Source organism: Idiomarina sp. UBA4520, from assembly GCF_002388365.1.
Classification (GTDB): Bacteria; Pseudomonadota; Gammaproteobacteria; order Enterobacterales; family Alteromonadaceae; genus Idiomarina; species Idiomarina zobellii.
Genome location: NZ_DGMK01000011.1, coordinates 164,075 through 189,567 on the forward strand (window position 1 = coordinate 164,075; position 25,493 = coordinate 189,567).

Annotated in this window: 26 protein-coding genes; 11 read left to right on the forward strand and 15 right to left on the reverse strand. The window is 47.0% G+C overall.

The window, feature by feature from the left end; all coding sequences use genetic code 11:
* Nucleotides 1-81 precede the first annotated feature (81 nt).
* Nucleotides 82-828, forward strand: a complete 747-nt coding sequence (cysZ, locus tag B3850_RS04425) for a sulfate transporter CysZ (protein WP_286872870.1) — start codon at nucleotides 82-84, stop codon at nucleotides 826-828.
* Nucleotides 829-857: 29 nt separating this feature from the next.
* Here cysZ and rmuC read toward each other — a convergent pair whose 3' ends face one another.
* Together rmuC and B3850_RS04435 are read right to left on the reverse strand one after the other, a co-directional pair.
* Nucleotides 858-2,165, reverse strand: coding sequence for a DNA recombination protein RmuC (rmuC, locus tag B3850_RS04430; RefSeq protein ID WP_126751594.1), 1,308 nt, complete (start codon nucleotides 2,163-2,165; stop codon nucleotides 858-860).
* Complete coding sequence (locus B3850_RS04435; protein WP_286872874.1) at nucleotides 2,165-3,688, reverse strand: fumarate hydratase; 1,524 nt, start codon at nucleotides 3,686-3,688, stop codon at nucleotides 2,165-2,167. The genes rmuC and B3850_RS04435 overlap by 1 nt, the downstream gene beginning before the upstream one ends.
* Nucleotides 3,689-3,866: 178 nt before the next feature.
* On the opposite strand from B3850_RS04435, the gene pabB reads away from it, so the two are divergent.
* From pabB to B3850_RS04450, 3 genes are all read left to right on the forward strand, one after another.
* The gene (gene pabB / locus B3850_RS04440) at nucleotides 3,867-5,249 is read left to right on the forward strand and encodes an aminodeoxychorismate synthase component I (protein ID WP_286872876.1); all 1,383 of its coding nucleotides are present in this window, start codon (nucleotides 3,867-3,869) and stop codon (nucleotides 5,247-5,249) included.
* On the forward strand, nucleotides 5,246-5,860 hold the full coding sequence (locus B3850_RS04445; RefSeq protein ID WP_286872878.1) for a CoA pyrophosphatase: 615 nt from the start codon (nucleotides 5,246-5,248) through the stop codon (nucleotides 5,858-5,860). The genes pabB and B3850_RS04445 overlap by 4 nt, the downstream gene beginning before the upstream one ends.
* Nucleotides 5,861-5,953: 93 nt before the next feature.
* Nucleotides 5,954-7,327, forward strand: a complete 1,374-nt coding sequence (locus B3850_RS04450; RefSeq protein ID WP_053952485.1) for an L-serine ammonia-lyase — start codon at nucleotides 5,954-5,956, stop codon at nucleotides 7,325-7,327.
* A gap of 16 nt (nucleotides 7,328-7,343) precedes the next feature.
* Here the strand turns inward: B3850_RS04450 and cysB are convergent, their stop codons facing one another.
* Nucleotides 7,344-8,318 (reverse strand): HTH-type transcriptional regulator CysB, encoded by a 975-nt coding sequence (cysB, locus tag B3850_RS04455; protein ID WP_286872887.1) that lies wholly within the window; start codon nucleotides 8,316-8,318, stop codon nucleotides 7,344-7,346.
* A 117-nt stretch (nucleotides 8,319-8,435) separates the two neighbouring features.
* Here cysB and B3850_RS04460 point away from each other — a divergent pair, with 117 nt between their 5' ends.
* The 3 genes from B3850_RS04460 to yciH are packed head-to-tail and all read left to right on the forward strand — an operon-like array spanning nucleotide 8,436 to nucleotide 10,244.
* Nucleotides 8,436-9,119 carry a sensor histidine kinase gene (locus B3850_RS04460; protein ID WP_058578821.1) on the forward strand — a complete coding sequence of 228 codons (684 nt, stop codon included), beginning with the start codon at nucleotides 8,436-8,438 and terminating at the stop codon, nucleotides 9,117-9,119.
* A gap of 27 nt (nucleotides 9,120-9,146) precedes the next feature.
* Nucleotides 9,147-9,905: a hypothetical protein gene (locus B3850_RS04465; protein WP_273267589.1), complete on the forward strand. Its 759-nt coding sequence runs from the start codon at nucleotides 9,147-9,149 to the stop codon at nucleotides 9,903-9,905.
* A gap of 3 nt (nucleotides 9,906-9,908) precedes the next feature.
* The gene (gene yciH / locus B3850_RS04470; protein ID WP_058578819.1) at nucleotides 9,909-10,244 is read left to right on the forward strand and encodes a stress response translation initiation inhibitor YciH; all 336 of its coding nucleotides are present in this window, start codon (nucleotides 9,909-9,911) and stop codon (nucleotides 10,242-10,244) included.
* Here the strand turns inward: yciH and B3850_RS04475 are convergent.
* Together B3850_RS04475 and B3850_RS04480 are read right to left on the reverse strand one after the other, a co-directional pair.
* Entirely contained in the window at nucleotides 10,225-11,895 is a 1,671-nt protein-coding gene (locus B3850_RS04475; RefSeq protein ID WP_286872893.1) for a PP2C family protein-serine/threonine phosphatase, read from the reverse strand. The genes yciH and B3850_RS04475 overlap by 20 nt on opposite strands.
* Complete coding sequence (locus B3850_RS04480) at nucleotides 11,895-12,200, reverse strand: STAS domain-containing protein (RefSeq protein ID WP_058578817.1); 306 nt, start codon at nucleotides 12,198-12,200, stop codon at nucleotides 11,895-11,897. Before B3850_RS04480 ends, B3850_RS04475 begins: the two co-directional genes overlap by 1 nt.
* Before the next feature lie 101 nt (nucleotides 12,201-12,301).
* On the opposite strand from B3850_RS04480, the gene B3850_RS04485 reads away from it, so the two are divergent.
* On the forward strand, nucleotides 12,302-13,099 hold the full coding sequence (locus B3850_RS04485) for a response regulator (RefSeq protein WP_273267582.1): 798 nt from the start codon (nucleotides 12,302-12,304) through the stop codon (nucleotides 13,097-13,099).
* 69 nt (nucleotides 13,100-13,168) lie between these two features.
* Here the strand turns inward: B3850_RS04485 and B3850_RS04490 are convergent, their stop codons facing one another.
* Both B3850_RS04490 and B3850_RS04495 read right to left on the reverse strand, forming a co-directional pair.
* Complete coding sequence (locus B3850_RS04490; protein ID WP_286872897.1) at nucleotides 13,169-14,470, reverse strand: amidohydrolase family protein; 1,302 nt, start codon at nucleotides 14,468-14,470, stop codon at nucleotides 13,169-13,171.
* On the reverse strand, nucleotides 14,470-17,556 hold the full coding sequence (locus tag B3850_RS04495) for an amidohydrolase family protein (RefSeq protein ID WP_286911439.1): 3,087 nt from the start codon (nucleotides 17,554-17,556) through the stop codon (nucleotides 14,470-14,472). The genes B3850_RS04490 and B3850_RS04495 overlap by 1 nt, the downstream gene beginning before the upstream one ends.
* Nucleotides 17,557-17,695: 139 nt before the next feature.
* Between B3850_RS04495 and B3850_RS04500 the strand changes: the two genes are divergently transcribed.
* Complete coding sequence (locus B3850_RS04500) at nucleotides 17,696-18,160, forward strand: c-type cytochrome (protein WP_286872903.1); 465 nt, start codon at nucleotides 17,696-17,698, stop codon at nucleotides 18,158-18,160.
* Nucleotides 18,161-18,162: 2 nt separating this feature from the next.
* Here B3850_RS04500 and B3850_RS04505 read toward each other — a convergent pair whose 3' ends face one another.
* A complete protein-coding gene (locus B3850_RS04505) occupies nucleotides 18,163-18,807 on the reverse strand; it encodes a cytochrome b/b6 domain-containing protein (protein ID WP_286872905.1) in 645 nt (214 codons plus the stop codon).
* 78 nt (nucleotides 18,808-18,885) lie between these two features.
* Between B3850_RS04505 and B3850_RS04510 the strand changes: the two genes are divergently transcribed.
* Nucleotides 18,886-19,248 carry a response regulator gene (locus B3850_RS04510; protein ID WP_286872908.1) on the forward strand — a complete coding sequence of 121 codons (363 nt, stop codon included), beginning with the start codon at nucleotides 18,886-18,888 and terminating at the stop codon, nucleotides 19,246-19,248.
* Here the strand turns inward: B3850_RS04510 and tyrA are convergent.
* The 7 genes from tyrA to ffh all read right to left on the reverse strand — a co-directional run bounded on the left by tyrA (nucleotide 19,245) and on the right by ffh (nucleotide 24,499).
* A complete protein-coding gene (gene tyrA, locus B3850_RS04515) occupies nucleotides 19,245-20,387 on the reverse strand; it encodes a bifunctional chorismate mutase/prephenate dehydrogenase (protein ID WP_286872911.1) in 1,143 nt (380 codons plus the stop codon). The genes B3850_RS04510 and tyrA overlap by 4 nt on opposite strands.
* 10 nt (nucleotides 20,388-20,397) lie before the next feature.
* Nucleotides 20,398-20,991, reverse strand: coding sequence for a DNA-J related domain-containing protein (locus tag B3850_RS04520; RefSeq protein WP_058578809.1), 594 nt, complete (start codon nucleotides 20,989-20,991; stop codon nucleotides 20,398-20,400).
* Between the two features lie 72 nt (nucleotides 20,992-21,063).
* Nucleotides 21,064-21,423 carry a 50S ribosomal protein L19 gene (gene rplS, locus B3850_RS04525; RefSeq protein WP_053952500.1) on the reverse strand — a complete coding sequence of 120 codons (360 nt, stop codon included), beginning with the start codon at nucleotides 21,421-21,423 and terminating at the stop codon, nucleotides 21,064-21,066.
* Nucleotides 21,424-21,460: 37 nt separating this feature from the next.
* Entirely contained in the window at nucleotides 21,461-22,204 is a 744-nt protein-coding gene (gene trmD, locus B3850_RS04530) for a tRNA (guanosine(37)-N1)-methyltransferase TrmD (RefSeq protein WP_286911441.1), read from the reverse strand.
* Nucleotides 22,205-22,215: 11 nt separating this feature from the next.
* The gene (gene rimM, locus B3850_RS04535; protein ID WP_053952641.1) at nucleotides 22,216-22,740 is read right to left on the reverse strand and encodes a ribosome maturation factor RimM; all 525 of its coding nucleotides are present in this window, start codon (nucleotides 22,738-22,740) and stop codon (nucleotides 22,216-22,218) included.
* Nucleotides 22,741-22,766: 26 nt separating this feature from the next.
* The gene (gene rpsP / locus B3850_RS04540; RefSeq protein ID WP_053952501.1) at nucleotides 22,767-23,015 is read right to left on the reverse strand and encodes a 30S ribosomal protein S16; all 249 of its coding nucleotides are present in this window, start codon (nucleotides 23,013-23,015) and stop codon (nucleotides 22,767-22,769) included.
* Between the two features lie 119 nt (nucleotides 23,016-23,134).
* Nucleotides 23,135-24,499, reverse strand: a complete 1,365-nt coding sequence (ffh, locus tag B3850_RS04545; RefSeq protein ID WP_058578808.1) for a signal recognition particle protein — start codon at nucleotides 24,497-24,499, stop codon at nucleotides 23,135-23,137.
* 161 nt (nucleotides 24,500-24,660) lie between these two features.
* On the opposite strand from ffh, the gene B3850_RS04550 reads away from it, so the two are divergent.
* Nucleotides 24,661-25,455, forward strand: a complete 795-nt coding sequence (locus B3850_RS04550) for a cytochrome C assembly family protein (protein ID WP_286872935.1) — start codon at nucleotides 24,661-24,663, stop codon at nucleotides 25,453-25,455.
* The last annotated feature ends 38 nt before the right edge of the window (nucleotides 25,456-25,493 follow it).

Consider the following 25,493-nt stretch of genomic DNA (forward strand, 5'->3'; position numbering starts at 1 on the left):
TAGTCATTTGTAACAATTTCAACCACACATAAGGGTGGTTTTGCCCTATTATGAGCAACAAAAGTGACAGCAGGAGTTCGCATGCACAAACCGATCTACAGTGAGTCGGGAATATCCTATATAGGAAGGGGTTTACAGCTCATCCGCACCAAAGGGCTACGCCGCTACGTTATTGTCCCTATTTTGGCCAACCTGATTCTCTTCACCATTGCCTTCAGCTGGCTGTACGGCGAAGCCGACTACTGGCTTAATAAATTCATGGCTTGGCTACCCGACTTTTTCCAATGGTTGGAATTTATCTTATGGCCACTGGTGGTCATTGTGATGGTCGCCTTTTTCTCCTTTATTTTTACCAGCATCATGAACTTTTTCGCCGCACCTTTTAATGGCTTACTGGCGGAAAAAGTCGAGCGTTATGAAAGTGGCGAAGCTTTAGGGGATGAGGGGTTTATGGGACTCCTTAAGGACATACCCCGAGCGGTTGGCCGCGAATTTCAAAAACTCATGTATTACCTGCCACGGGCCATTGGCTTTTTCTTGCTGTCTTTAATTATCCCGGTATTTGGGCAAATTCTCTGGTACGTTTTTGTTTGCTGGATGATGTCTATTCAGTATTTGGATTATCCGTTCGATAATCACAAAATTTCATTTAAGCGTATGCGCTCTGAGTTGGGGTTACAGCGGGGTCGGACTTTCTCGTTTGGCTTGGGAATCACTTTATTAACAATGATTCCTTTTGTGAACCTAATTATTATGCCGCTAGCTGTATCGGGTGCGACAGCATTGTGGGTCGACCATTACCGTCGCAGTGCATTAGAGCAGCCCTAAAGGACTTAGAAGACGACTGAGCGCATTGCTCAGTCGTCGCTTTCAGAGTCATTTTCTAAGTAGTCTGAACTTAACCGTTTATTCGTTTGTACACCCATCTGGCGGAACTTGTCGACTCGACCAATAAGGTTTCCGCGACCGGTACTCAGCTTTTTCATCGCCTCCTGATAACGGTTATCCAGCGTTTGTAAGCCGTTACCAATTTTCTCCAGATCTTCTACAAACCCGACAAACTTGTCGTACAAGCGCGCAGCGTCGGTGGCAATTTTCTCAGCGTTTTGATTCTGATATTCATACTGCCAGATATTGTGAACCGTACGTAGTGCAACCAGCAAGTTAGTTGGGCTCACCAGCATAATCTGATTGTCCAGCGCCAGCCGGATGAGCTCTGGGTCACGATCAACCGCCAATAGAAATGCCGGTTCAATTGGAATAAACATCAACACATAATCGAGCGTTCGCAAGCCTTCCAATTGGTGGTAGCTCTTTTTCCCAAGCTGTTTTATGTGTTGTTTAAGTGACTGAACGTGTTCATTTAATGCTCGTTCGCGCTCAAGGTCATCGTCGGAGTTAAAGTAACGCTCATAAGCGGACAAACTGACTTTCGAGTCGATAACCACGTCTTTTTTATTGGGCAAATGCACAATAACATCTGGTTTGAATGACTTACCGTCTTCATCGCGGTGGTGTGCCTGGGTTTGATACTCATGCCCTTCACGCAGCCCCGACTGTTCGAGAATACGTTCTAGTACAACCTCGCCCCAGTTACCCTGCTGCTTGGTATCGCCTTTCAATGCTTTAGTCAGCGCCTCAGCTTCAGAGGCCATACGACGGTTTAAGTCTTTCAGTGACAACAGCTCGTTTTTAAGCGCTGAACGCTCTTTTGTTTCGTCGGTATACTGCTGAGTAATTTGCTTTTTAAATGCATCGATTTGTTGCTTAAAGGGCTCTAATGTTGCCTGCAAAGACTGCTGATGATGTTGCTGCAACCCTTTCGACTTTTCTTCAAAAATGCGGTTAGCCAGGTTCTCAAATTGTTGCGTCAGGCGCTCCTCGCTGGCTTTTAACAAGTTCAGCTTTTCTTCTGCGGTTTTTTGCTCGTGATCAGCGCGGGCCAACGTCTCGCGCAGACGACTGTCTTTTTCATAGACTTCGTGCTGCAATTCATCGATACGCTCGCGAAGAATTTCTGCATCTTGCTCCAGTGCCGTATTTTGTTGCTCTGCCTGTAAACGCAAACGGCGCTGCTGTTGCCAAAGCAACAACAACGCCGTAATAACGGTCACAACCGGCACACCTATTATTGCCATCCATTGCCACAGTGCCAGCGACATCATTAAGCCCCCAGTTTTTCGTTCAAGTCAGCAATTTTCGCTTTCCAAATAGCAGGACCTTGAGTATGTGCATTTTGACCGTCGCTATCGACAGCGACAGTGACTGGCATGTCTTCCACTTCAAACTCATAAATGGCTTCCATACCCAAATCTTCAAACGCAACGACTCTGGCTTTCTTGATCGCTTTAGCAACCAGATACGCAGCACCGCCCACAGCCATCAGATAGACAGCTTTGTGTTTACGAATACTCTCGACGGCTTCTGGGCCGCGTTCGGCTTTACCCACCATGCCGATAATGCCGGCTTCTTCCAGCATCTGGTCGGTAAATTTGTCCATACGTGTCGAGGTTGTCGGGCCAGCAGGGCCTACCACTTCATCACCCACCGGGTCGACAGGTCCCACGTAATAAATAAAGCGGTTATTAAAGTCGACCGGAAGCTCTTCGCCGTTATCCAGCATGCCTTTAATGCGCTTGTGAGCCGCGTCTCGACCGGTTAACAACTTACCGGACAAGAGCACTGTTTCACCCATTTTCCAGTCTTGAATATCTTCTTTCGTCACTTCATCCAGGTTCACACGACGAGCGTCGTCACCCAGCTCAAAAGTGACATCGGGCCAATCTTCCAGCTTCGGTGGCGCTAAGTCTGCGGCACCACTGCCGTCTAACGTAAAGTGAACGTGACGAGTCGCCGCACAGTTTGGAATTAAGGTCACAGGTTTAGAAGCGGCGTGTGTCGGTAGTGATTTAATCTTCACATCCAGCACCGTTGTTAAACCACCTAAACCCTGCGCGCCAATACCTAATGCGTTAACACGGTTGAAAATTTCTAAGCGTAATTCTTCTTCCGCGTTTTGCGGGCCACGCTCAATCAGTTCATGGATGTCCACAGACTCCATCAACGACTCTTTCGCCAGTACGGCTGACTTCTCAGCGGTACCACCAACACCAATACCCAGCATACCCGGTGGACACCAACCAGCGCCCATCTTCGGCAGAGTTTCTACAACCCAGTCAGCAATCGAGTCACTAGGGTTTAGCATAGCCATTTTCGACTTGTTCTCAGAGCCACCGCCTTTTGCGGCAATCATGACTTCAATTTCGTCGCCCGGCACCATATCGATGTGAACAACAGCAGGAGTGTTATCACCCGTGTTTTTACGCGCACCTGCCGGGTCTGCGACAATTGAAGCTCGTAATGGATTATCCGGATTGTTGTAAGCTCGGCGAGTTCCTTCGTCTACCATTTGTTGAACTGTCAGGTCGGTCTTATCCCATTGCACACCCATACCAACCTTCACAAAGCAGGTGACAATACCGGTGTCCTGACAAATTGGACGGTGGCCTTGCGCCGACATACGCGAGTTCGTCAACACCTGAGCAATGGCATTCTTTGCTGCTTCGCTCTCTTCACGTTGATACGCCTCGTCCAGCGCTTTAATGAAGTCTAATGGGTGATAATACGAAATGTACTGCAGTGAATCAGCAATACTGTCAATAAAATCCGCCTGACGAATGGTGGTCATGGCTCTACCTCTTCATTTTTATATCGAACGATTCCGATATGGGTTCTGATAAACGTGGCGCTATAATAGCGTTTTCACCAACAACTGACCAGTGTAACTAACCGAGTCAGTGTCACTGTGATAGAATAAATCTTATCCTTAATTCGTTTCTGTTATTAAGTAAATCAAAGGGCTAAGTGTGAGCATTTTTCCTGACTTGTGTGCCGTAAAACTGGAAACCACCCTATCAGCGCTTGAGCTATTTGAGCGCTGCCAAAGCGAAGCTTATGCACTTTTTCTTGACTCAGCCGCGACAACTCACGAAGACGCTCATTATGACTTTATATTCAGAGCGCCTGAATGCGTCATCCGCAGTAAAAACGAGCAACTCACTGTCTCCGCCAATAGCATAGCCCAACTCCCGAAAGCCCCAACTCACGCTGCCCAGATGTTCGATTACGCTGAGCAATTAATGGCGCTGACAGGCCATTATAACGGCCCCGAACACTTGCCTTTCCAGGGCGGTTTTGCCGGCGCAGTGGGGTACGATTTCGGCCGTTGTCTGGAAGTCATTCCTGAGTTTAACCGTGACGAATACAACTCCAGTGATGCAGTACTTGCGTACTATTGCGAAGCGGTTATTTTTGATAAAAAGCGCAACGAAGTTTGGCTGGTCGCTCCTGAACAGGCACTTAAAACGCAGAAAGCTTATTGGGAGCAGTCTCCGCAGTCAGACTCAAACACTTCTTTCAAGCTGGCCAGCGCCTGGCGAAGCAATATGTCAGAGGCAGAGTACCATACTAAATTTAATGCGGTACAAGCCTACTTACTTAGCGGTGACGCCTATCAAATTAACTTAGCGCAACGTTATCAGGCGAGTTATCAGGGCTGTGAGTGGGCAGCTTATAAAAAGTTAAGGGCTTCTAATAACGCGCCGTTTTCAGCCTTCATGCGCACCCCTGAAAGCGCCATTCTCAGCGTTTCTCCTGAGCGCTTCCTAAGCACTACTGGTGCGGGAGAGGTGCAAACTAAGCCGATAAAAGGCACCCGGCCACGTTATGAAGACAGCAGCAGGGATTCCGCCAGTAAACAGGCCTTGCTGAATTCAGAGAAAGATCGTGCCGAAAACCTGATGATTGTCGATTTACTGCGTAATGACCTCAGTAAAAACTGCGAGCCCGGTTCGGTAAAAACGCCGAAGCTGTTTGCCATAGAGAGCTTTCCGGCTGTGCATCATTTAGTATCAACCATTACCGGGCAATTAAAAATGGGCGGCTCTGCTTTACGTCTGTTTAAAGGAGCTTTCCCCGGTGGCTCGATTACCGGTGCTCCTAAAATTCGGGCTATGCAAATTATTGAAGAGCTCGAGCCGAATCGCCGCGGCATTTATTGCGGCAGCATAGGCTACTTCTCACAGCACGGCCAAAGCGACTCTAGTATTACCATTCGCACGTTATTAGCAGAAAACGGTCAGCTTTATTGCTGGGCCGGGGGCGGCCTGGTTGCCGACTCTAAAGCCGATGAGGAATACCAGGAAACCAAGGACAAAGTGTCTCGTATTTTGCCGGTGTTAACCTCATGACCATCAAAAACCGCGCCGAGTTTGTTCGACGTTTCAGCCTCACCCCATCACCGTCAGTTGACCGAAAACTCGACGAGCCGTTGCGTAAGCGCCTGCGACCAGCAGCGGTGCTTATTCCTATCATTGAGCGCCCGCATGGGCTGTCATTGATACTGACACGTCGTTCCGCTTCATTAAGAAAACACGCCGGACAAATTAGCTTTCCCGGTGGTCGCTACGACAGAACCGACAGAGACTTGCTAGATACGGCATTAAGAGAAACCGAGGAAGAAATTGGTTTGCCTCGGTCTCAGGTTGAAGTGATTGGCCGTCTACATGACTATCCCGTGCTGTCTTACTTTATGATACGTCCTTATGTGGCCTTTGTGTCGCCTCAGCAGGAGCTTGTTGCCGAAGAGAGTGAAGTCGCCGAGATATTCGAAGTACCTCTGGCGGACATTCTTGATCCGAGCAATCATTACGTTTACCGCATTCGCAAGTTCATTTATGACCGGGTTTATTTTATCCCCTGGCAACACCGCAATATCTGGGGAGCAACCGCAGGAATTTTGCGAGAATTGGCTGAGCAACTTCAACCAGAGCGGAAAACTCACTTTAAGCCACTCAACTGACCAGTTATTTCGCTATAAAGCTTGCCAGCCCCCACACAATTCATGCGACAATACTATAATTAATAGTAACGAACGCGACAGGTAAGGATAAGTATGATCAGCGTTTTTGATATTTACAAAATTGGTATCGGTCCTTCGAGTTCCCACACAGTGGGTCCTATGAAAGCGGCCTTCGATTTCCTGAAAGCCGCTAAAGAAGCTGGCCACTTAACTCAGGCAGATGGTGTCAAAGTAGAGTTGTTTGGCTCTTTAGGGCAAACCGGCAAAGGTCACGGTACCGGCAAAGCGGTTATTTTAGGTTTGGCGGGCGAACTGCCGGAGACAGTAGACACCGACAACGTTGACAACTTCCTTGAACAGACTCGCAAAACCGAGAAACTGGCTTTATTAGGTGAGCACGAAGTCGCATTTCCGGCAGAAGGCGCTATTACGTTCCATCGTCGTAAAACCATGCCAAAGCATGCCAACGCTATGGAGCTTAAGCTCCTCAAAGGCGACGACATTATCTATAGCGACCTATACTACTCTATTGGCGGCGGCTTTATTGTTCGTGACGAAGACTTTGATGAAACCTTAGAAGAAGCCATTGAGCAATCATCTAAACCTATTCCCTATCCGTTCGACAGTGCCGCTGAATTATTAGGTCATTGCAAGGAGCACGGACTGCGCATTAGCTCATTAATGATGGCGAATGAAAAAGTGTTCCGTAGCGAAGATGAGATTCGCGAAGGCTTAATGAAAATTTGGCGCACCATGCAGCAAAGTATCACCAACGGTATTACCACCGAGGGTATTTTACCCGGTGGCTTAAAAGTGCGTCGCAGAGCGTCTTCGTTGTATCAGCGGCTGAAAAAAGAAAAGTCGAGCGATGCCATGCAAGTTATGGACTGGGTCGATTTATTCGCTTTGGCAGTAAACGAAGAAAACGCTGCAGGCGGTCGTATTGTCACCGCGCCAACTAACGGTGCAGCAGGTATCGTTCCGGCGGTCATGAGTTATGCCGATAAGTTCATTGAAACACTGGACGAAGACTCTGCGGTTCGCTTTCTACTAACGTCGGCCGCTATTGGCATCTTGTACAAGAAAAATGCCTCTATTTCCGGCGCTGAAGTCGGTTGTCAGGGTGAAGTGGGTGTTGCCTGCTCCATGGCCGCCGGCGCACTGGCTGAGTTCATGGGCGGAGGCCCTGAAACCGTTGAGAATGCTGCCGAAATTGGTATGGAGCACAACCTTGGCTTAACCTGTGACCCTGTCGGTGGCCTGGTTCAGGTTCCGTGTATTGAGCGTAATGCAATGGGCTCCGTCAAAGCCATTAACGCAGCCCGTCTGGCAATGCGTGGCAACGGCGACCATAAGGTGTCTCTGGATAAGGTCATTAAGACCATGTGGGATACCGGTAACGATATGAAGACTAAGTACAAAGAAACCGCCCGTGGCGGCTTAGCAGTTAATATTATCGAGTGCTAAAAACGAAGCCGGTGCGTCACAGCACCGGCAACTCACACCCTTCAAATAACGCATCAATTTCTTCTTGAGTTTTAAGCTGCGCCGCTTGCTGCACTCGTTCACGTGTCAAGTGTGGGGCAAAGCTCTCAATAAAGTCATACATATAAGTTCTTAAAAATGTTCCGCGACGGAAGCCAATTTTAGTGGTGCTGGCTTCGAATAAGTGACTGGCTGGAATAGCCACTAAGTCACTATCTTCTGTTTTGGTGTACGCCATTGAGGCCAGCACACCAATTCCTAGCTCCATACGCACATAGGTTTTAATAACGTCTGCGTCTGTCGCCGTAAAAACAATTTGCGGCTCTTTACCTGCCTGAGCGAAGGCTCTGTCGAGCTCAGAACGACCAGTAAATCCATGCACATAAGTGACAATTGGATACTGGGCAACATCTTCAATAGAGATATCTTTTAATTGTGCCAGCGGGTGTGACTTAGGCACCACAATTGAGCGATTCCAGTGGTAGCACGGCAGCATGATTAAATCCTGATAAAGATGCAATGCTTCAGTCGCTATCGCGAAGTCGGTACGTCCCTTTGCCGCCGCCTCACTAATTTGCTGCGGAGAGCCCTGATGCATGTGCAACGACACTCGCGGGTACTGACCAATAAACCGCTTAATCACACTGGGCAGCGCATAACGAGCCTGAGTGTGAGTGGTCGCTATCGTTAATTTGCCTTGATCCGGCTGTGTGTGCTCGGCCGCAACCGTTTTTATCGAGTGAACGTTATCGAGTACCTGCTTTGCCACCCTAATAATATCCTGCCCTGCAGGGGTGACATGTGTTAAGTGCTTACCTGTTCGCCCAAAAATCTGAACCCCTAACTCGTCCTCCAGCATTCGTATTTGCTTACTAATACCTGGTTGTGAAGTGAATAAACTCTCTGCTGTCGCAGAAACATTTAAATTATGGTTCATCACTTCAACAATATATTTTAATTGCTGTAATTTCATAGCAGGACATGCCACTCAGTTTGCGAATTGTGATATAAAAAAATAGTATAATAATCTTAATAACTATGACAAATAGAAAAGCTGGTAGGTATAAGCAGCTGGAACCGGAATTCAACTATGACACAGCCCACATTCGACTTTTCTGCGATACTCGCCTCCTCTGCTCACGACATGAAAAATTCGCTTTGCTTGCTTATTCAGCTAATTGAAGAGGTTTCCGAGCAAGTACCACAAGGCAGTGCAACAGAAAACATGGCAAAAGTCCATTACGAAGCGCAACGAATTAACTCAGGGCTTATACAACTGCTGACCTTATACCGAGACCAGCAGGGGGCGTTGCCGCTGAATGTTGACGAACATCATTGGGACGAGGTGCTTGAGGAACTGCTACTTAACAATGAAGTGTACCTTGAGCAACGTGGTATCAGCGTAACAACCGATATCGACGAGTCAGCGGCGGGCTATTTTGACAAAGACCTCATTAGCCACTTACTGAACGACGTTATTATTAATGCTATGCGCTATACCGCCGATAAACTCTTTATTACAGTGACAGTCGACGAGAATAAAGGGTGTCAGATTTCAGTGCACGATAATGGCGATGGTTTTCCAAAAGACATGCTAAAACAAGCGCAAATGCCCATGCAGCAACTGGATATGAAAAAAGGCCGTACCGGTTTAGGGCTTTATTTTGCCCACCTAATCGCTGAAGCCCACCAAAGAAACGATAAAAAAGGTTTTATCGAACTGAAAAATAATGGACACTTAGGTGGTGGTGTTTTTTCTCTGACATTACCTTAAAAATAATAACAACCTAATGAGCGTTATATGATTTACACCATTGTTATAGCACTGATTATACTTTTGATAATACTGGCGATTGTCGTCGGTTCAGTGCAACAACATAAGCAGCGTCAGGAGCTTGAGCGACGCAAAAAACTTGCCCGATACAGAAGCGCTCTGGAGCAGATTGAAGACCTTATTCACATGTCCAGCTTCTTCCCTATTGGTAAGTCGATGTTGGCTGTCCTGAATATGCGTGCCTATGAAGTTCTGCAAAACATGTATGCTGTATCACCGACAAAAGACTTTCAGGCTCGCATTGAAGACTATAAAGAAAGAATGGAAAGGGTTGACCCTAAAGACACTTCCCTAATTAGCGAAGAATTTGAAATTCCGCAAAACAACAAGCAAATTATTGCCATGATCAATGCGCTCAAACGCTTGAAAGCAACGCTAAGAAGCGAGCACGCTCGTGGCCGCGTTGACAGTAATGTGTTTAGTGTAGAAGACCAGCGTTTAAGCAAGTTACAGCTGAAAATTAGTATTGAAACGCTCATCCGTCGCGGTCGTCACGCCTATGAAAGCCATATGTTAGGGTCAGCGCGTCAATACTACGAGAAAGCGTTGCGCACTATCGAAGAGCAGAGCTTTTCTGACGATTACACAACGTCTCGTGAGGAGTCCATTAAAAAAGCTCTGGAACAAATTGCGCAAGAGCTGACCGACGCACATGCTCGTGATCAAGCAAAGAACAAAAAAGAAGACGACCTGGAAGAACTCTTTCAACCGAAAAAGAAATGGTAGTTTATGTCTGACTGGAAAAATCAACTCAGCCAAATGGTGTATTCGACGGATTCAGGCCGCATTGAACCCGAGAAAGAGCCTGAGCAGATACCAGAAAGCGACGGCATTGTACGCCTTAGAAGAGAAACCAAAGGCCGAAAAGGAAAAGGCGTTACTATTGTCACTGGTCTGGCGCTGCCAAAAGACGAACTGAAGGCATTTGCGAAAAAGCTAAAACAACAATGTGGTGTGGGCGGCTCTGTCAAAGACTACGATATTGAACTTCAGGGTGACCAGCGAGACAGTATTGAAAACTATTTAAAAGCGCAAGGCTATAAGGTTAAACGCTCGGGAGGTTAAGGTCATACTCTATATATAGGCACTGCCCTTCGTCCTTCCACTCATAATAACGAGAGAAATTTTTAATCAACTGCATTCCGCGCCCGTGCATTTTTTCTTCATCGAGCACTGGCGAAAATTCGTCTGCCGGATAGCCATTCTCTCCGTTAGAGCGAATACCGAAACAAATCACACTATCAACAGGCTGGTAGTTAACATCAATTGCTACTTCTATGTCTTCAAGACTTTCCAAGCGGCGCTCACGCTCAGAATAGTAACGCTCAAAGCCCTCGTCTTCTTCTTTTATGTCGGAGTTTAGACGCAATAGATTATGCTCTAAAATGTTATTGAACGCTTCAGCTAACAACAAATAAAGCGTCGTTTTATGAGCTTTTATCCCTTCGAGGTGCGACAAAGAGTCCACTAGCCGAGTGACCGGATCTTCCCCTTTGATATTGTGTTCGGTTAAGCTCACTTTTAGTTCAAATGGCAGGTGGATTATTGAGTGATCATCCTGCTTTACCGGTAAACCGGTTGGCACGCAGTTCACAACGACTAATGAAATATCATCGCTTTGTTCTGTTCCCTGCTGAAAGCTTTCAAGAGAACTCACCAAGTCATCGAACTGGTCTTGATGACCAAACTGCTTGAGCTTGTTTTCAAACCCACTTTCTTTCAGTCGGTTACCGTCAGTATTCGCCATTTCAATCACACCATCTGTGTATGCCACCAGCCGTTGTCCACGCTCGATAAAACAATGGCTCAGAGAGCTGTTAAACTCGTCGGGCGGTAAAATTCCCAGTGCGAGATGCTCAGACGGTAAGCGATTGGTTACTTCTCCGTTATTATCAATGAAAAGAGCGTCCGGAATGCCTCCGTTCCAATAGCTGAGGCGGTCGCCCCCTGCTGATAGCTCTGCGACAAATGCTGCACAAAACATGTCGTCAGGTAACAATTTTACCAGGCGCCGATTAAACTCTTTGACCATAGTCGCAACCGACAACCCTCTCTCAGCCAAATCGAAAAACGTCTGCGCAACCGGCAGTGCCCCCGTTGCCGGCGCCAAGCCATGACCGGTAAAGTCACCGACAAAAATATAGTAGTTTCCTAAGGGGCCCCCTTTTGACAGGACCAAGTCACCATTAAATTCGGTTGCCGGCGATAAATAGGTTTGCAGAAACTCGAACCTCAGTTCATTTTCTAACAGTGCGTTGCTTAGCATGTGGCTCACCACATTTTGCTCACGCTCCATGCGGTTCGAGTGATAAGCCAGTACTTCATTCTTTTCTTTCAGCTTAAAGCTCAATTCTCGCACACGTGCGTGAGCATTTAGCTTAGCCTGTAAAACAATAGGCTCTGGCGGCGTACTGATAAAGTCATCGCCGCCCGCATCCAGGCATTCTAAAAGAGTTTTCTGATCATCAAGTGCAGTAATAAACAGCACAGGAAGATGAATTTCACCACTTAACTGTTTTAAGTGTTTTGCGGTTGTAAGGCCGTCCATAACCGGCATCATGACATCAAGCAACACAATGTCAGCACCTTTGTGACTGAAAAGCTCCAGCGCTTGCATACCGTTTTCCGCGCTGCTCACATTGTGTCCAAAACGCTCAATAAGCCCCTTTAGCATAACCCTATTGGCGGCCTGATCATCAACGATGAGTATGTGCATCAGGCAATAGTAAACATCTTATCGAAACGGGAAATATCCAGAATACGACGAACATCCGGCTTGGCATTAATAAGTTGAATGCCTTTAACACTGCTGCCTAAAGACTTACGCATATTCAACAGCATACCCAGCGCTGAACTGTCCAGATACTCGGTCTCTCTCAAATCTATGATCACCGTTGGCTGAGAGTCACCAATATGGCTATAAGCCTGACGAAACTCTTGTACCAAACTGAAATCAAACTTCCCCTGGATGGCAATAATCAGTTGTTTGCCATCATTTGAAAACTCGCGACTGACGCTCATAGGTACCCCTCTTTTTTCATGAGCCTAACACAATTTTATGATTGAGTTTATTGCCTGAATACCCTAATCTTTGCTACATCATAAACTCATTTTGACCGATTATGGCGATAGCCTTCGACGAACTCCGAATTTTGCTCATCGAACCTTCCGATGTACAGCGTAAAGTCATTACTCAACATCTTAATCAGGCAGGTATCCAACATACCCGAGGTGCTTCTACTATAGCGGAAGCCAAAGAAGAAATCCTACGTTGGCAGCCTGATATTGTAACGAGCGCCATGTACTTCGAAGATGGTACGGCGCATGAGCTTATTCAGTTCATTAACCGAAACGATCTTCATGACACCTTGCATTTTATGCTGGTATCCTCTGAACACCGAGCCGACCAGCTCGAACAGTTTAAGCAGGCCGGTATTATCGCTATTTTACCGAAGCCTTTTACTCCAGAGCAATTACAGCGGGCTATCACCGCTACTATGGACTTAATGGAGCCGGAGCCCCTAACTCTGGAGCTCTACGACATAGAAGACCTGCGAGTGCTTATTGTCGATGATAGCTTAACTTCGCGTCATGTATTACGTCGCGTGTTTGAAAACCTGGGCGTTGAAATATTTGTTGAAGCCGAAAACGGTCAACAAGCCATCGATATATTGGAAGAGCATCAGTTCGATTTAATTGTCACCGACTTCAATATGCCGGAAATGAATGGTCGTGAATTAACACAATATATTCGCAACAGTTCAGCACATGCACACACTCCTGTACTGATGGTGACAGCGCGCGCCAATGAACCACAGCTGGCAAACGTAAAACAAAGCGGCGTCGATGCTCTGACCGACAAACCCTTTGAGCCGGCAGCCATACGCGGCTTAATCTCACGTTTACTTGACCAACAGTAACCCATAAAAAGAAGACCCCTGACGCTTTATCACGCCAGGGGCCTTTTTCTATTTAGCCGTTAACTCATTTTAATTAGCCGGTTTTTCCTGATACTTGTTGTAAAGCTCAGTGTGACGGCTTTCTAAGCTCACATTGCGACCATCAATAAACATGTGCGTTAGGCTCTGTCCAATAGGGTCCAGCAAGTCCCCTTCTGAAACTATCAAGGAAGCGCTCTTGCCAACATCAAGCGAACCGAGCTTGTCTGAAACGCCCATAAACTTGGCTGGCTGAAGCGTAATAGCTTCCAGTGCTTTTTGCTGATCCAAGCCAAAGGCAACCGAGTGTCCGGCCGCGAAAGGCAGGTTCCGAACATCCCAATAACCTGGGTAGGAGATAGCAAAGTTAACACCGGCATCCGCCAATTTAGCTGGCGTAGAAAAGTCTTGATCATAACCTTCGTCGTCACGGCCCGGTAACCCGAACGGTGAACCGAAAACAACCGGAACCTCAAGTTCAGCCAGTTTATCAGCAATGCGCCAGGCGTCTCTTGCCCCCATAAGTACCAACTTAAAGCCATACTCACGACTCACATCAATGGCTTGCTCCATTTGGCGTTTGTCGTTGGCGTGCACATACAGAGTTTTGCTACCGTCAAACAGCCCGAGCATTGCTTCCCAGCGCTGATCCATATCGATGTCTCTGTCTGCTTTTTTCGCATCAAAGTAGGCTTTCGCATCAGCAAACACCTTCATCAACTCTTTACGAGCCTCTTCGTTAGCCTTGCGTTGCTCTTCAGGAGAACGGCGCTCCCACCATGTGTTGATAACATAGGTTCGCGGCCAGCTCACATGCACACCCATTTCACCAGAAACCAGTGCGTCTTGATAATTCCAGCCATCAAGGTGCATGAGCGACGACTGCCCCATGATCAATGAGCCTTCCGGAACCACTTGCGCATGGGTAATGCCGTTATAGCGTACCGTAGGAATAACTTCTGAGTCCGCATTAAAAGCGATGTGCCCAGCCACTTCCGGGTGTACCGGACCCACTTCGCGTGCGTCTCGCGTCGCTCGCACCGCTTCAATTTCGTTCAAACCCAAAGTGGTGTCCATCGCGATAACACCCGGATAAACATGCTTACCGGACACGTCTATGACTTGCGCGTTACCAGGAACCTCAAGATCTTTTCCAATGGCTGTAATCTTGCCGTCTTCAAAAACCAAATCAGAGTCGGTTAAAACGCCGTTAGTCACCGTGTGCAAAGTACCACCCTGCAAAACTATAGGTTGTTGCTGTGCATCGCCAGGCATTTCGTCATGAGCAACGGCGGTCGATACGGTCACTGCACCAATCAGCGCAGCACTCAATGTGGATAGTAAAGTCTTCATTAGTGTTGTCCTCCATGCTGATGCGCTTGCGTAGTGAAGTGATCCAGCCAGAAGTCATGCTCGGTATCACAGTGCCAGGTCGGCTGTGCGTCTTTATAACCGTCGGTGTCGCCTTTCAGAGCTTCATCACCGGCTGCTAAGACTTTCTGAATGAGAGCATTCTTCTCTTGTTTTACCGCTTGCTGACGCTGTTTATCTTGTTCGCGGTCAAAGAACTTACGACCATTAATCCAGGTCTGCTCTGCTCGCGCGTAAGCGCTTAACGGATAGTGACTCCAAAGCACAAAGTCAGCATGTTTGCCCTCTTCAATTGACCCAACGTACTTATCAACTTTTAATTGTTTAGCAGGGTTAATAGTGACCATTTTGAACGCTTCATGTGGGTCCATACCACAATAGCGAACCGACTTAGCCGCTTCGGTATTCAGACGACGCTGCAAGTCATTACTGTCCGAGTTAATGCTGGTTAATACACCTCTGTCATGCATTAAGCACGCGTTTTGAGGGATTGCGTCATACACTTCGAATTTGTATGCCCACCAGTCAGCGAACGTTGACCCGCTGGCACCGTGCTCCGCCATTTCGTCTGCGACTTTGTAACCTTCCAGAATATGAGTGAAAGTATCCAGCGTGAAACCATAATCTTCAGCCACTTCCATCAGCATAAGAATTTCAGACGCGACATACGAGTGCGCATGAACAAAGCGCTCGCTGTTTAGAATTTCGATTAACGTCTCTAAACGATAGTCTGGTCTTGGTGGTGCAATCCGGTTCTTCTCAGAACGACTCATGCGGTCATACGCTTGTTTACGCTGCTGGTATTCCAACGCCGCCTGAAAGCCGTCACGAACAATGGTTTCAACGCCTAAGCGAGTCTGAGGGTAACGAACGGTCATGTTGTCGCCCCAGTTACTTTGCTTCACGTTTTCACCTAATGCGAACTTGATAGACTCAGGTGCCGCATCAAACTTCATAATATTAGCATCAGTCCCCCAGCGCAGTTTAATAACCTGCGCCTGGCCGCCAACCGGGTTAGCAGAGCCGTGCAGTAGCTGAGCCATTGTCGTACCACCCGCTAATGAGCGATAAATATGAATATCGTCCGGGTTTACAACGTCACCAATACGAACTTCTGAGGTGATGGCTTCAGAGCCTTCGTTCACACCACCATCAATTGCGATGTGTGAGTGTTCATCGATAATGCCCGGTGTTAAATGCATACCCGCTGCATCAATAACCGTTGCGCCTGACGGTGCGCTTAAGTTTTTACCGACTTCGGCAAATTCGCCATCTCTAACTAATACGTCGGTTTCTTCAAGAATACCGTCATCGCTGGCAGTCCAGACCGTCGCGTTACGAATTAGCACATCTTGTCGCTCCGGCAGGCCATCTAGACCATAGGCAACGTTCGGGAACGTAAGCTGGCTGACATAGTCAACCTGATTGTTGCTATCGCTCTGAGCTTCTTCACTCGTTTCATTAGCGTCGCTAACTTCAGCTGTCAGAGCTTGTGACTCACCTTCTGGAGAAACCGTTTCCAGTGTGAAGTTTTGTTGAGACGCAGGAGTCAGTTTAAAGCGCCATGTGCCCGCTGGCTGGACATCCATGTCGGCCACAAAAGACAGGGTATCTTCCGTGCGCTCTACATTACGAAGAGACTGAGTGTTATCACCAAGCGTCAGTTCGCCGCTTAACTTAGCGCCCGGCTTCAAAGTGAGCGCCACACTCTGACCATTCCAGTCAATGGTGTAGTTACCAGCAAAGTCCACCAATTCTCGAGAAACCAGCTCGTTCTCTTCACCTTGTAACCAAACTGACTGTATTTCACCGTCTTCAAAAATATCGCCTTTCACCATGACAAAGTCGGCCATATAGCCACTGGCTAAGCGTCCCACTTTGTCATCAACACCGGCAATTTTAGCGGCGGTTGTCGTTAATGCAGCAAGCGCTTTCTCTTTACTTAAACCGTGCTTTACGGCTTTACGCAGGTTTGGCCAGAAGTCGCCTGACTTCTCAAGCTCATTCAGGGTCAAGGCAAAATCAACGCCGGCATTCGCTAACATAGCCGGATTTGACGGAGCGCGCTCCCAATGGCGTAACTTAGCTAAATCAACATCAAGATGGGCATCAACACCACTTACATTAGGCGCTGCCGGGAAATTAAGAGGTAAAATTAAATCACTTCCCGTATTTTTTATTGAGTTCAGACGAGCGTACTCATAACCCGAGCCAACATACACACTGGGTACGTTAAACTGATCCAACACGTCATCGGCACGTAGCAAGGTTTTCTCATCAGAAACCTTGAACACGATGCCTTCAGATTCAATATTTTTAAGTGAATCCAACGCAGCATTAAACTCCGCCGGCTGATTATGTGACTGCTTACCGTAAGCATTTTCGTACCAGTTCGCGTCAGACAGGGTTTGTCTGACCAAAGCGATGCTACCCATCAAGGACGACGGGTACTGCTGCTGCGAGGTTCCTTTGTCAAAAGAGCCAAAGTGTTTGGACTCGCTGCGATAAATAACATCGTTGGTAATTTTATCAGCCAGCGAAACTGTCGCTGCCTGCCCCTGAAAAATACCGTCTAGCTTAGCCGTCTGAACGCTGGTAAAACCTTCAGAAACCCACTTTTTGGCATCGTCAGAGTTGGTTTTAAAGACACTGTACCAGTCTTTTTCAGCGTGAATGGCGTCATTTGCCGCGTTTCCACCTTCACGTTCATTGTTATAAATAGGCTTGTCGGTATCGGCTTTCTCGTAAGTCACGTCAATACCATAGCTGGCATAAGGGTCGATAAAGCCCGGGTAAATGGTGTAGCCGGTGCCATCAATAACGCGTGCCCCTGCTGGTGCGCGGTTACCGCTTTCAACGCTTTTTACTTTACCATTTTCAATAACCAGCGTTGCGTTGGTGACGACTTCGCCAGGCTCGGTCACAACCGTGGCATTTTGAATGGCGGTTAAGCTGGGCGTGTTGTCCCGCATACCATTCGTTCGAGAGGTTTGATCAGCGCTCGTCGGTAACGCTAGCACGGAGGTAACCGCTAACGCTGCCGCACTGAGCTTATGCATTGTCTTCATGAATGTGTTCCCCACTATAATGAGCTTTTCTTTTATTATTTCGTATACAAGTTAAAGCGTTTATCATGCTAGAAACAAGCACTAACCGATAAATCGTGTATTATTAACGGTAAGTGCACGATAAAAAGGAGAATATCCAATGAAAAAATCACTATCCGTACTTTTTACAGCGGTTGCTTTAGGCTTATCGACAAGTGCCGTAGCAGACGAGAATGCGTTTAACGACGGCGACAAAGCTGTTGAGTACCGTCAAAAGGCCCTGTCGGTGATGCAACAAAACTTTGCTGCTATGGCAGAAATGGTTAAAGGCGAAGTGGACTATGACGCGCAGGTTTTTACAAACCGTGCAAATGATTTTGAGAAACTAGCTGGCATCCCCTGGAGTGGTTTCGCTGTCGAAGGTGCTATGCCCGGCGATAACAGCGATGCATTAACCGCAATTTGGGACAACTGGGAAGACTTTCAAGAGCGTTCAAATGACTTACAACAATACGCTGCAAAGCTTGCCAGCGCCGCAGAGTCGGGTTCAATGGATAACATTAAACCCGTATTTATGGACACAGCGCAAACCTGCAAAGGTTGCCACGACGAATACAAAGACTAATTTTAAAGCAGTAACATAAACAGCAGCCACACAGCTACCGCCAGCAGCAAACCTTGCCACCCGGGCTTTAATTGCGGGGCCGGTTGTGTGGTCTTTTTGTATCCATGAACCATCGCACCTATTAGCTTCACCCCTTTCAGACGATACATAAGCACAGCAACTATGTGCAGCCCAATAACAATTAAAATCGCATCAAACTGAGTTTTGTGCCAGTCAGTCAGGAGCTCTTGTGCGTCAGAAGAAACCCAGCTTGCCAATGGTCCCGAAAATAAAATTCCATCACTTGAAAACAAGCCTGTCACCGCCTGAGCAACTAACAAACCCAGCATGATAATTACTGCCCATCCGCCGGCTGCGCTGTGCGTTGTTTCCGACTGATACTGGCCGCTAAAAAGCTTTTTCAAATGAGAAGGAATTTGCAAAGGAGAGCGAACGAATGTTTTAAAACGTGCGTTGTCACTGCCGAAGATGCCCCAGGCAACACGCATGACTAAAAGCGATAAAATGGCGATACCAAAGTCTTTGTGCAAATCCATACGGCCGTTATCGGCTGTCCACCACAAGCCCGCAACTAACAGAATAATCAGTAAATGGAAAAGACGTACAAAACTGTCCCAGACTTTTACAGAATTTTCTTTCTGAATCATCGTGTTAACTCCAAAACACTAGGAAAAACCGGTACCAGGTGCTAGGGTATAGTTAATTCAATGAAAAAGGTAGTAGGCATGACGAAAGTTTTAATTGCTGACGATGACTTTATCAGTCTGGAAGTTTTAAAAGCGATGTTCGGCCAATACGACGTCGAGATTCTTACCGCAACAACCGGCCAGGAAGCGCTGGCTCAAGCCAAAGAAATGCCTAACCTAATTTTCCTCGATTACGAAATGCCTGATATGTCTGGTGCTGAGGTTTGTAAAACACTGCGCGGCAACCCAGAATTTGAAAATACGCCGATTATTGCGATTACTAGCCACCAAAGCGCCAGTGAAATGACGGCCTGCAGAGAGGCCGGCATGGATGCCACGCTACATAAGCCGGTATCACCTGAGGCTTTAGAAGAGCTTTTTAAAAAGTACGTGAAGTCTTAACGCTCCTTAAAGCGTTGGTCGTCAGCCAGCTGGACTAAGGCTTCACTTTCCTTCATAAACTGTTGGGAAAAGTCCCCAAAATAGCTCTGAGCTTCTGCATATAACGCAATAAGCTCTTGCTTGTTGCCTTTCTTAAGGGTTTCCAGCAACTCGGAAAATAGATCAAGATAACGACTGATAGACTCGGTGCGTTCACCATGAGACAGCATAATGTCAGCGTAGAGCTCCGGATTCTGCGCAAATAGACGACCTACCATCATCAACTCCATACGGTAAATAGGCGAGCTGACATTCAGTAGGTTATCAATATCGACATTTTCTCTCGCCATATGCAGGCCATACACAAAGGTGCTTAAATGCCTGAAGGCCTGAACCCAGCCCATTGCTTCATCGTGTGAGTCAGCGTCGGTTTGATAAAGGTGTGCTCCCCAGTTCGAGAGTTGATCTATCAACCACTCGTATTTGTCCGGATCTCGACCGGGCGTCACCACAATAAGCTGCTTGGCAAATGTTTTAATCGTAGGGCCAAACATTGGGTGTAACCCCACCACCGGACCTTTATGGGAGCTCATCATTGCGCGAAGAGGACCCGATTTAGTGCTTGTCACGTCGGCTAAAACGCAGTCGCTTGAAAGTTCCGGCAATGCCTTTATCACTGCCTCTGTATTGTTAATAGGAACGCTAATAAGAACTAACTGTAAGCTTTTAAGGGTTTCGGCACTTGGCCAGGCATCGCCTTTATCGATAATAATGGTGTCATAACCGGTTTGTTGAAAAAACTCCGCAAATTTAGCCCCTAATGCGCCTCTGCCACCAACAATCATGACCGGCCTTTGCGGTGCACTCGATGTCTGGCTGGCCTGCCCTGTTTGAGTTTGGTAAGAGTTGCGAATAACCCGGCGTAAGATATCTTCTACAAAGTCTTCTGAAACCCCAAGCTCTCTCGCTTTTTGCTTGCGTGACTGTATCATTTTATTTTCGCGCTCAGGCACATAGAGCGGCTGCCGCAATGCTTTTTTGACGTCTCCGACTTCGGCGGTTAATGCCTCACGCTTCGCCAGTAAGCGGATGAGTTCTTCGTCGGTGCTGTCTATCGACTGTCGTAGCTCGTCTAATTTTTCTTGCGGTGTTTTATTCATGGGCTTCGCTTTAATTAAGGCTGACTAGAATAGCGCGGTACGCTTTTTGGACATTTTGCATCTTGGCAACACTTCCCCCTTTATCGGGGTGGTATTTATGTACCAGGCGACGATACTGTTTTTTCACTTGTTTTTCGGTCAACGGCGGTGTTAATTCCATCACTTCACAAGCTTCGTCGGTCGGCATAAGTTGCTTAGTCGAAAAATCTTGCCCCATTCTTTCCCAAAAGTCATTAAGCATCGACTCGACATCGGTTTCCGAAGTACTGCTTAATTGACTCAAATCTAAATAATACTCCGCCAGAGAGTCATTTTCGGCTAGCATTTCTTCACCCTGGCGCCAGGGCTGACATTCTATATTCAGCGTATGAATGAATAACTCATACTTCTTTTGCAAACGCCAACGCTCTCGTAGTTTGTATAAACTATGGAATAAAATGAAGTGGGTTTGAAATAAGTTCAGTGGGTCGCGCAGCGCCGCCTTATCAAAGAATTGATATGGCTCGGCTTGCAAGGCCTCAATGAGTTGATGCTCTGTCCAGTGATGCTGGGAGTCCAAACATTCAGCCAAAATTTGGATAAGTATTTCAATGTCTTCTTCCATAGCAATTAGGCTAACAAAAAACCCAGCACAAGGCTGGGTTTTTCTTTGCTATTTCGGTTTTTAATCGCGTTCTTAAGAAAGCTTCTCGCGAATACGTGCAGACTTACCTGAACGCTCACGCAAGTAGTAAAGTTTCGCACGACGAACTGCACCGCGACGCTTAACTTTAATGCTATCTACCAATGGGCTGTGCGTTTGGAAAGTACGCTCAACACCTTCACCATTCGATACTTTACGTACCGTAAATGCAGAGTGAAGACCACGGTTACGAATACGGATAACAACGCCTTCGAACGCCTGCAGACGTTCACGGTTGCCTTCCTTAACTTTTACATTTACAACAACAGTGTCACCTGGTGCAAACTCAGGTAAATCTTTTTTCATTTGCTCTTCTTCAAGAGCCTTGATGATATTTTGGCTAACTTTTGCCATTTTTATATCTCCTATCCTAGATAAACTGTCCGCTTTTTTAGCTGGATGACCGTTGTTCGATAAATTCGCTCAACAAGGCTTCCTGCTCGTCAGTCAGAGCTAGGTCTTTAATTAACTCCGGACGTTGCAGCCATGTTCGCCCTAAGGACTGCTGCAACCGCCAGCGACGTATTTTTTCATGGTTACCGCTCAGTAGTACTGAGGGAACCTGCTGCTCGTTATAAACTTCCGGTCTCGTATAATGCGGGCAATCCAGTAATCCGTTCGCAAAAGAGTCTTCTTCTGCTGAGTCCTGGTGACCCAATACGCCAGGTACTAACCGTGAAACTGCATCAATAAGTACCATTGCTGGTAACTCACCACCGCTTAACACGTAGTCCCCAATTGACCATTGTGCATCGACATATTTTTCAATAACGCGCTCGTCAATGCCTTCATAACGGCCAGCAATTAGTATCATCCGATCATTACCAGAGAGCAACTGCACTCCTTTATGATCCAACTTTTGCCCTTGAGGTGACAGATAAATTACTGGGGTGTCCTGACCAAGGTCGCTTTTAGCTGCTTCAATAGCATCAACCAGTGGTTGTACCATCATCAGCATGCCAGGTCCTCCACCGTATGGTCTGTCGTCGACCGTGCGATGGCGATCGTGAGTGAAATCGCGAGGATTCCAGACACTGACCTCAAGCAAACCTTCCTTTATAGCCCTGCCGGTAACACCGAAACCGGTAACCGCAGAAAACATTTCAGGAAATAAGCTAATAACACCAATTTTCAATGGGACTTCCATTAGAAGTCAGATGGCCAGTCAACCTGAATACGCTTCTCTTTCCGGTTTATCTCAGTGATATATTCACTTTGAATAAACGGAATGAGACGCTCAGACTTTCCAAACGCATCGTTGCTATTCGCTTTCACCACCAACACATCATTCGATGCGGTTGGCATTATCTGTTCAACCACCCCCATGTCATAACCTTGAAGGTTCACTACTTGCAGACCAATTAAGTCATGCCAGTAGAACTCGTCGTCGGCTAATTCAGGCAGCTCATCTGCAGTAATGCAGATATCCGCTCCGGTCAGGCGCGCAGCTTGATCACGGTCGGACACACCTTCCAGTCGAGCAATCAGTCCCTTATTGTGGCGACGCCACTCAGCGACTTCGATAGTTTGCTCACCTTTTTGTTTGAGCAGCCAAGGGCTGTATTCAAATATTGATTCAGGATCTTCCGTGAATGATTGCACTTTCAGCCAACCCTTGACGCCATATACCGCACCTAAGCGACCTATAACGATATGTTCTGACTGAGACATCATTAACTATCCTGAACAATTAATGCTTACGCCGCAGCGCTTGCATCTTTAACTAATTTAGCAACGCGCTCAGATAATTGTGCGCCTTTGCCTACCCAGTGCTCAATGCGGTCAACATCAACACGAAGTTTCTCTTCCTGACCACGAGCCTGTGGGTTAAAAAATCCTACTTTCTCGATGAAACGACCGTCGCGTGAACGGCGACTGTCAGCAACTACCATTTGGTAGAAGGGGCGCTTTTTCGCACCGCCACGTTGTAAACGAATGGTTACCATTGCGTTCCTCAATATAACTGTTGTTTAAATGTAAAAAATAGCAAAGCCCTCCGACTGAGTCGGAAGGCTCGGCAATTCTACTGATTTTTCGTTGAAATGCAAGCTTGACGCGCTTTTTCCTAACGGCCTGGAAACATTCCCGGAGGGAGTTTGCCGCCCATACCACGCATCATTTTTTGAAGGCCGCCGCCTTTCATTTTTTTCATCATTTTTTGCATCTGCATAAACTGCTTCAGCAACTTATTCACGTCCTGCACTTGTGTGCCTGAACCCGTTGCTATACGGCGTTTACGAGAACCTTTAATGACGTCTGGGTGGCGTCGTTCCTGAGGGGTCATTGAATTAATAATAGCTTCCATACGGACGGTCATCTTATCATCCATCTGACCTTTAATTTGGTCGGTCATCTTTCCCATGCCGGGCATTTTATCCATCAGCCCCATCATCCCGCCCATTTCACGCATTTGCACAAGTTGGTCACGGAAGTCCTCCAATGAGAACTGGCCTTTTTTCATGACTTTCTTGGCAACTTTCTCGGCTTTTTCTTTGTCGACTTTTTGTTCGACTTCTTCTATCAGTGACAGTACGTCACCCATACCAAGAATACGTGACGCGACACGGTCTGGGTGGAAGGCTTCCAGGGCATCGGTTTTCTCGCCAACCCCGAGGAACTTAATAGGCTTACCGGTAATGTGACGAATTGACAACGCAGCACCACCGCGTGCATCACCGTCGGTTTTCGTCAAAATAACACCGGTTAACGGCAGAGCGTCACTGAATGCTTTAGCTGTGTTTGCCGCATCCTGACCGGTCATGGCATCAACAACAAACAGCGTTTCAATAGGGTTAATGCTTGAATGCAGCTGCTGAATTTCGGCCATCATATCTTCGTCGACGGCAAGACGACCGGCAGTATCCACTAGGACGACATCAACAAATTGCTTACGCGCTGCAGCTATGGCTGCATTTGCAATATCCACCGGTTTTTGTTCAGTAGATGATGGGAAAAACTCGACACCAACCTGCTCAGCAATAGTTTCCAACTGCTTAATGGCCGCCGGACGATAAACGTCGGCACTGACCACCATCACTTTCTTTTTCTGGCGCTCTGTCAGGAACTTAGCAAGTTTACCGACACTGGTGGTTTTACCCGCACCTTGCAAACCCGCCATTAAGATAACAGCTGGTGGCTGTGTATTTAACTGCAAAGGCGCATTGGCTTCGCCCATTGCCGCTTCCAGCTCTGACTGGACAATTTTCACGAACACCTGACCCGGTGTCAGGCTTTTATTGACCTCCGTACCAACTGCTCGCTCTTTGACCTTAGCAATAAAGTCTTTAACCACGGGCAACGCAACATCGGCCTCAAGTAACGCCATACGCACTTCGCGTAACGTTTCCTTTATATTATCTTCTGTTAGCCGACCCCGGCCACCGATAGAACGCATGGTCTGCGATAAGCGTTCTGATAGATTCTCAAACATATCGGTCGTCTCTTCTAATTCTGGAATTCTGGCGTAGAAAGTTAATGGGGGCAGTATATCTGAATTGCAAGAAAGTTTCGCCCCCGAAGTATTGGGTTTACCCGTTTGACAACGTATACTCAACATCAAGAACAACAAACATCAGGGAACGTGAGCGCGTGATGCTCTTTATATTGCTGCTAATTAGTGTCGTAGGTTATACGGCAAGTGCTTTCATTATTTTACAGACGGTATTTAATGGCAAAGCGCATAAACCAGCGTTACAGATTATTCCCGCAGGCATTGCCATTATTGCGCATGGCTGGCTTATCGTTCAACAGCTCGCCCTCGATGACTTCGACCACATTAATTTATCGTCAAGCTTGAGTATTGTTGCCCTGTTTGTAACTATTACTTCATTTGTTCGATTCCAGCGTTTTAATAATCTTTTTCTGAAACCGGTCATTTATCTGTTTTCAGCATTAACCTGCATTTTGCTAGTCTTCACTCCGGTTCACCTGGGAGCCGACATTAGCTCGAAACACGCGCTGTTTATTCATATTGCTCTGTCATTAATTGCGTACGGCATTCTGGCTTTAGCAACTTTATATGCAATACAAACCAGTTATCTAAGCCGCATTTTAAAGCAGCGCAAAAATCATTCTCTACTCAGCAAACTGCCACCACTAATGACCATTGAAACAAACTTCTTTAACTTGTTGGCGTTAGGAACCATTGCTCTATTTGTCGCTTTAGGCAGTGGCTTTTTGTTTCTGGAAGATATGTTTGCTCAGAACCAGGCGCATAAAACAATTTTAACCAGCCTGGCGGCAGTTATTTATCTGATAGCACTTATTCTGCACCGGATTTCCGGCTTGCGCGGACGCATTATCGTATTGCTGACGCTTATAGCCAGCACACTTCTGACACTCGGGTATTTTGGCAGCCGTTTTGTTAAAGACTTCCTTTTGGGCTAATCAACCCTTGACTTCATGGCTCAGCACTCTAAATTGTC

Excerpts from the sequence above, each read along its gene's own strand:
- rpsP (WP_053952501.1), bottom strand. The coding sequence starts at position 23,015 with ATGGTAACCATTCGTTTACAACGTGGCGGTGCGAAAAAGCGCCCCTTC.
- B3850_RS04500 (WP_286872903.1), top strand. The coding sequence starts at position 17,696 with ATGAAAAAATCACTATCCGTACTTTTTACAGCGGTTGCTTTAGGCTTA.
- B3850_RS04460 (WP_058578821.1), top strand. The coding sequence starts at position 8,436 with ATGACACAGCCCACATTCGACTTTTCTGCGATACTCGCCTCCTCTGCT.
- B3850_RS04480 (WP_058578817.1), bottom strand. The coding sequence starts at position 12,200 with ATGAGCGTCAGTCGCGAGTTTTCAAATGATGGCAAACAACTGATTATT.
- tyrA (WP_286872911.1), bottom strand. The coding sequence starts at position 20,387 with ATGAATAAAACACCGCAAGAAAAATTAGACGAGCTACGACAGTCGATA.
- B3850_RS04510 (WP_286872908.1), top strand. The coding sequence starts at position 18,886 with ATGACGAAAGTTTTAATTGCTGACGATGACTTTATCAGTCTGGAAGTT.
- rplS (WP_053952500.1), bottom strand. The coding sequence starts at position 21,423 with ATGGCAAAAGTTAGCCAAAATATCATCAAGGCTCTTGAAGAAGAGCAA.
- B3850_RS04475 (WP_286872893.1), bottom strand. The coding sequence starts at position 11,895 with ATGCACATACTCATCGTTGATGATCAGGCCGCCAATAGGGTTATGCTA.
- B3850_RS04550 (WP_286872935.1), top strand. The coding sequence starts at position 24,661 with ATGCTCTTTATATTGCTGCTAATTAGTGTCGTAGGTTATACGGCAAGT.
- B3850_RS04495 (WP_286911439.1), bottom strand. The coding sequence starts at position 17,556 with ATGAAGACAATGCATAAGCTCAGTGCGGCAGCGTTAGCGGTTACCTCC.
- B3850_RS04435 (WP_286872874.1), bottom strand. The coding sequence starts at position 3,688 with ATGACCACCATTCGTCAGGCGGATTTTATTGACAGTATTGCTGATTCA.
- cysB (WP_286872887.1), bottom strand. The coding sequence starts at position 8,318 with ATGAAATTACAGCAATTAAAATATATTGTTGAAGTGATGAACCATAAT.
- B3850_RS04520 (WP_058578809.1), bottom strand. The coding sequence starts at position 20,991 with ATGGAAGAAGACATTGAAATACTTATCCAAATTTTGGCTGAATGTTTG.
- B3850_RS04485 (WP_273267582.1), top strand. The coding sequence starts at position 12,302 with ATGGCGATAGCCTTCGACGAACTCCGAATTTTGCTCATCGAACCTTCC.
- rimM (WP_053952641.1), bottom strand. The coding sequence starts at position 22,740 with ATGTCTCAGTCAGAACATATCGTTATAGGTCGCTTAGGTGCGGTATAT.
- cysZ (WP_286872870.1), top strand. The coding sequence starts at position 82 with ATGCACAAACCGATCTACAGTGAGTCGGGAATATCCTATATAGGAAGG.
- B3850_RS04465 (WP_273267589.1), top strand. The coding sequence starts at position 9,147 with ATGATTTACACCATTGTTATAGCACTGATTATACTTTTGATAATACTG.
- ffh (WP_058578808.1), bottom strand. The coding sequence starts at position 24,499 with ATGTTTGAGAATCTATCAGAACGCTTATCGCAGACCATGCGTTCTATC.
- B3850_RS04490 (WP_286872897.1), bottom strand. The coding sequence starts at position 14,470 with ATGAAGACTTTACTATCCACATTGAGTGCTGCGCTGATTGGTGCAGTG.
- B3850_RS04445 (WP_286872878.1), top strand. The coding sequence starts at position 5,246 with ATGACCATCAAAAACCGCGCCGAGTTTGTTCGACGTTTCAGCCTCACC.
- yciH (WP_058578819.1), top strand. The coding sequence starts at position 9,909 with ATGTCTGACTGGAAAAATCAACTCAGCCAAATGGTGTATTCGACGGAT.
- B3850_RS04505 (WP_286872905.1), bottom strand. The coding sequence starts at position 18,807 with ATGATTCAGAAAGAAAATTCTGTAAAAGTCTGGGACAGTTTTGTACGT.
- rmuC (WP_126751594.1), bottom strand. The coding sequence starts at position 2,165 with ATGATGTCGCTGGCACTGTGGCAATGGATGGCAATAATAGGTGTGCCG.
- B3850_RS04450 (WP_053952485.1), top strand. The coding sequence starts at position 5,954 with ATGATCAGCGTTTTTGATATTTACAAAATTGGTATCGGTCCTTCGAGT.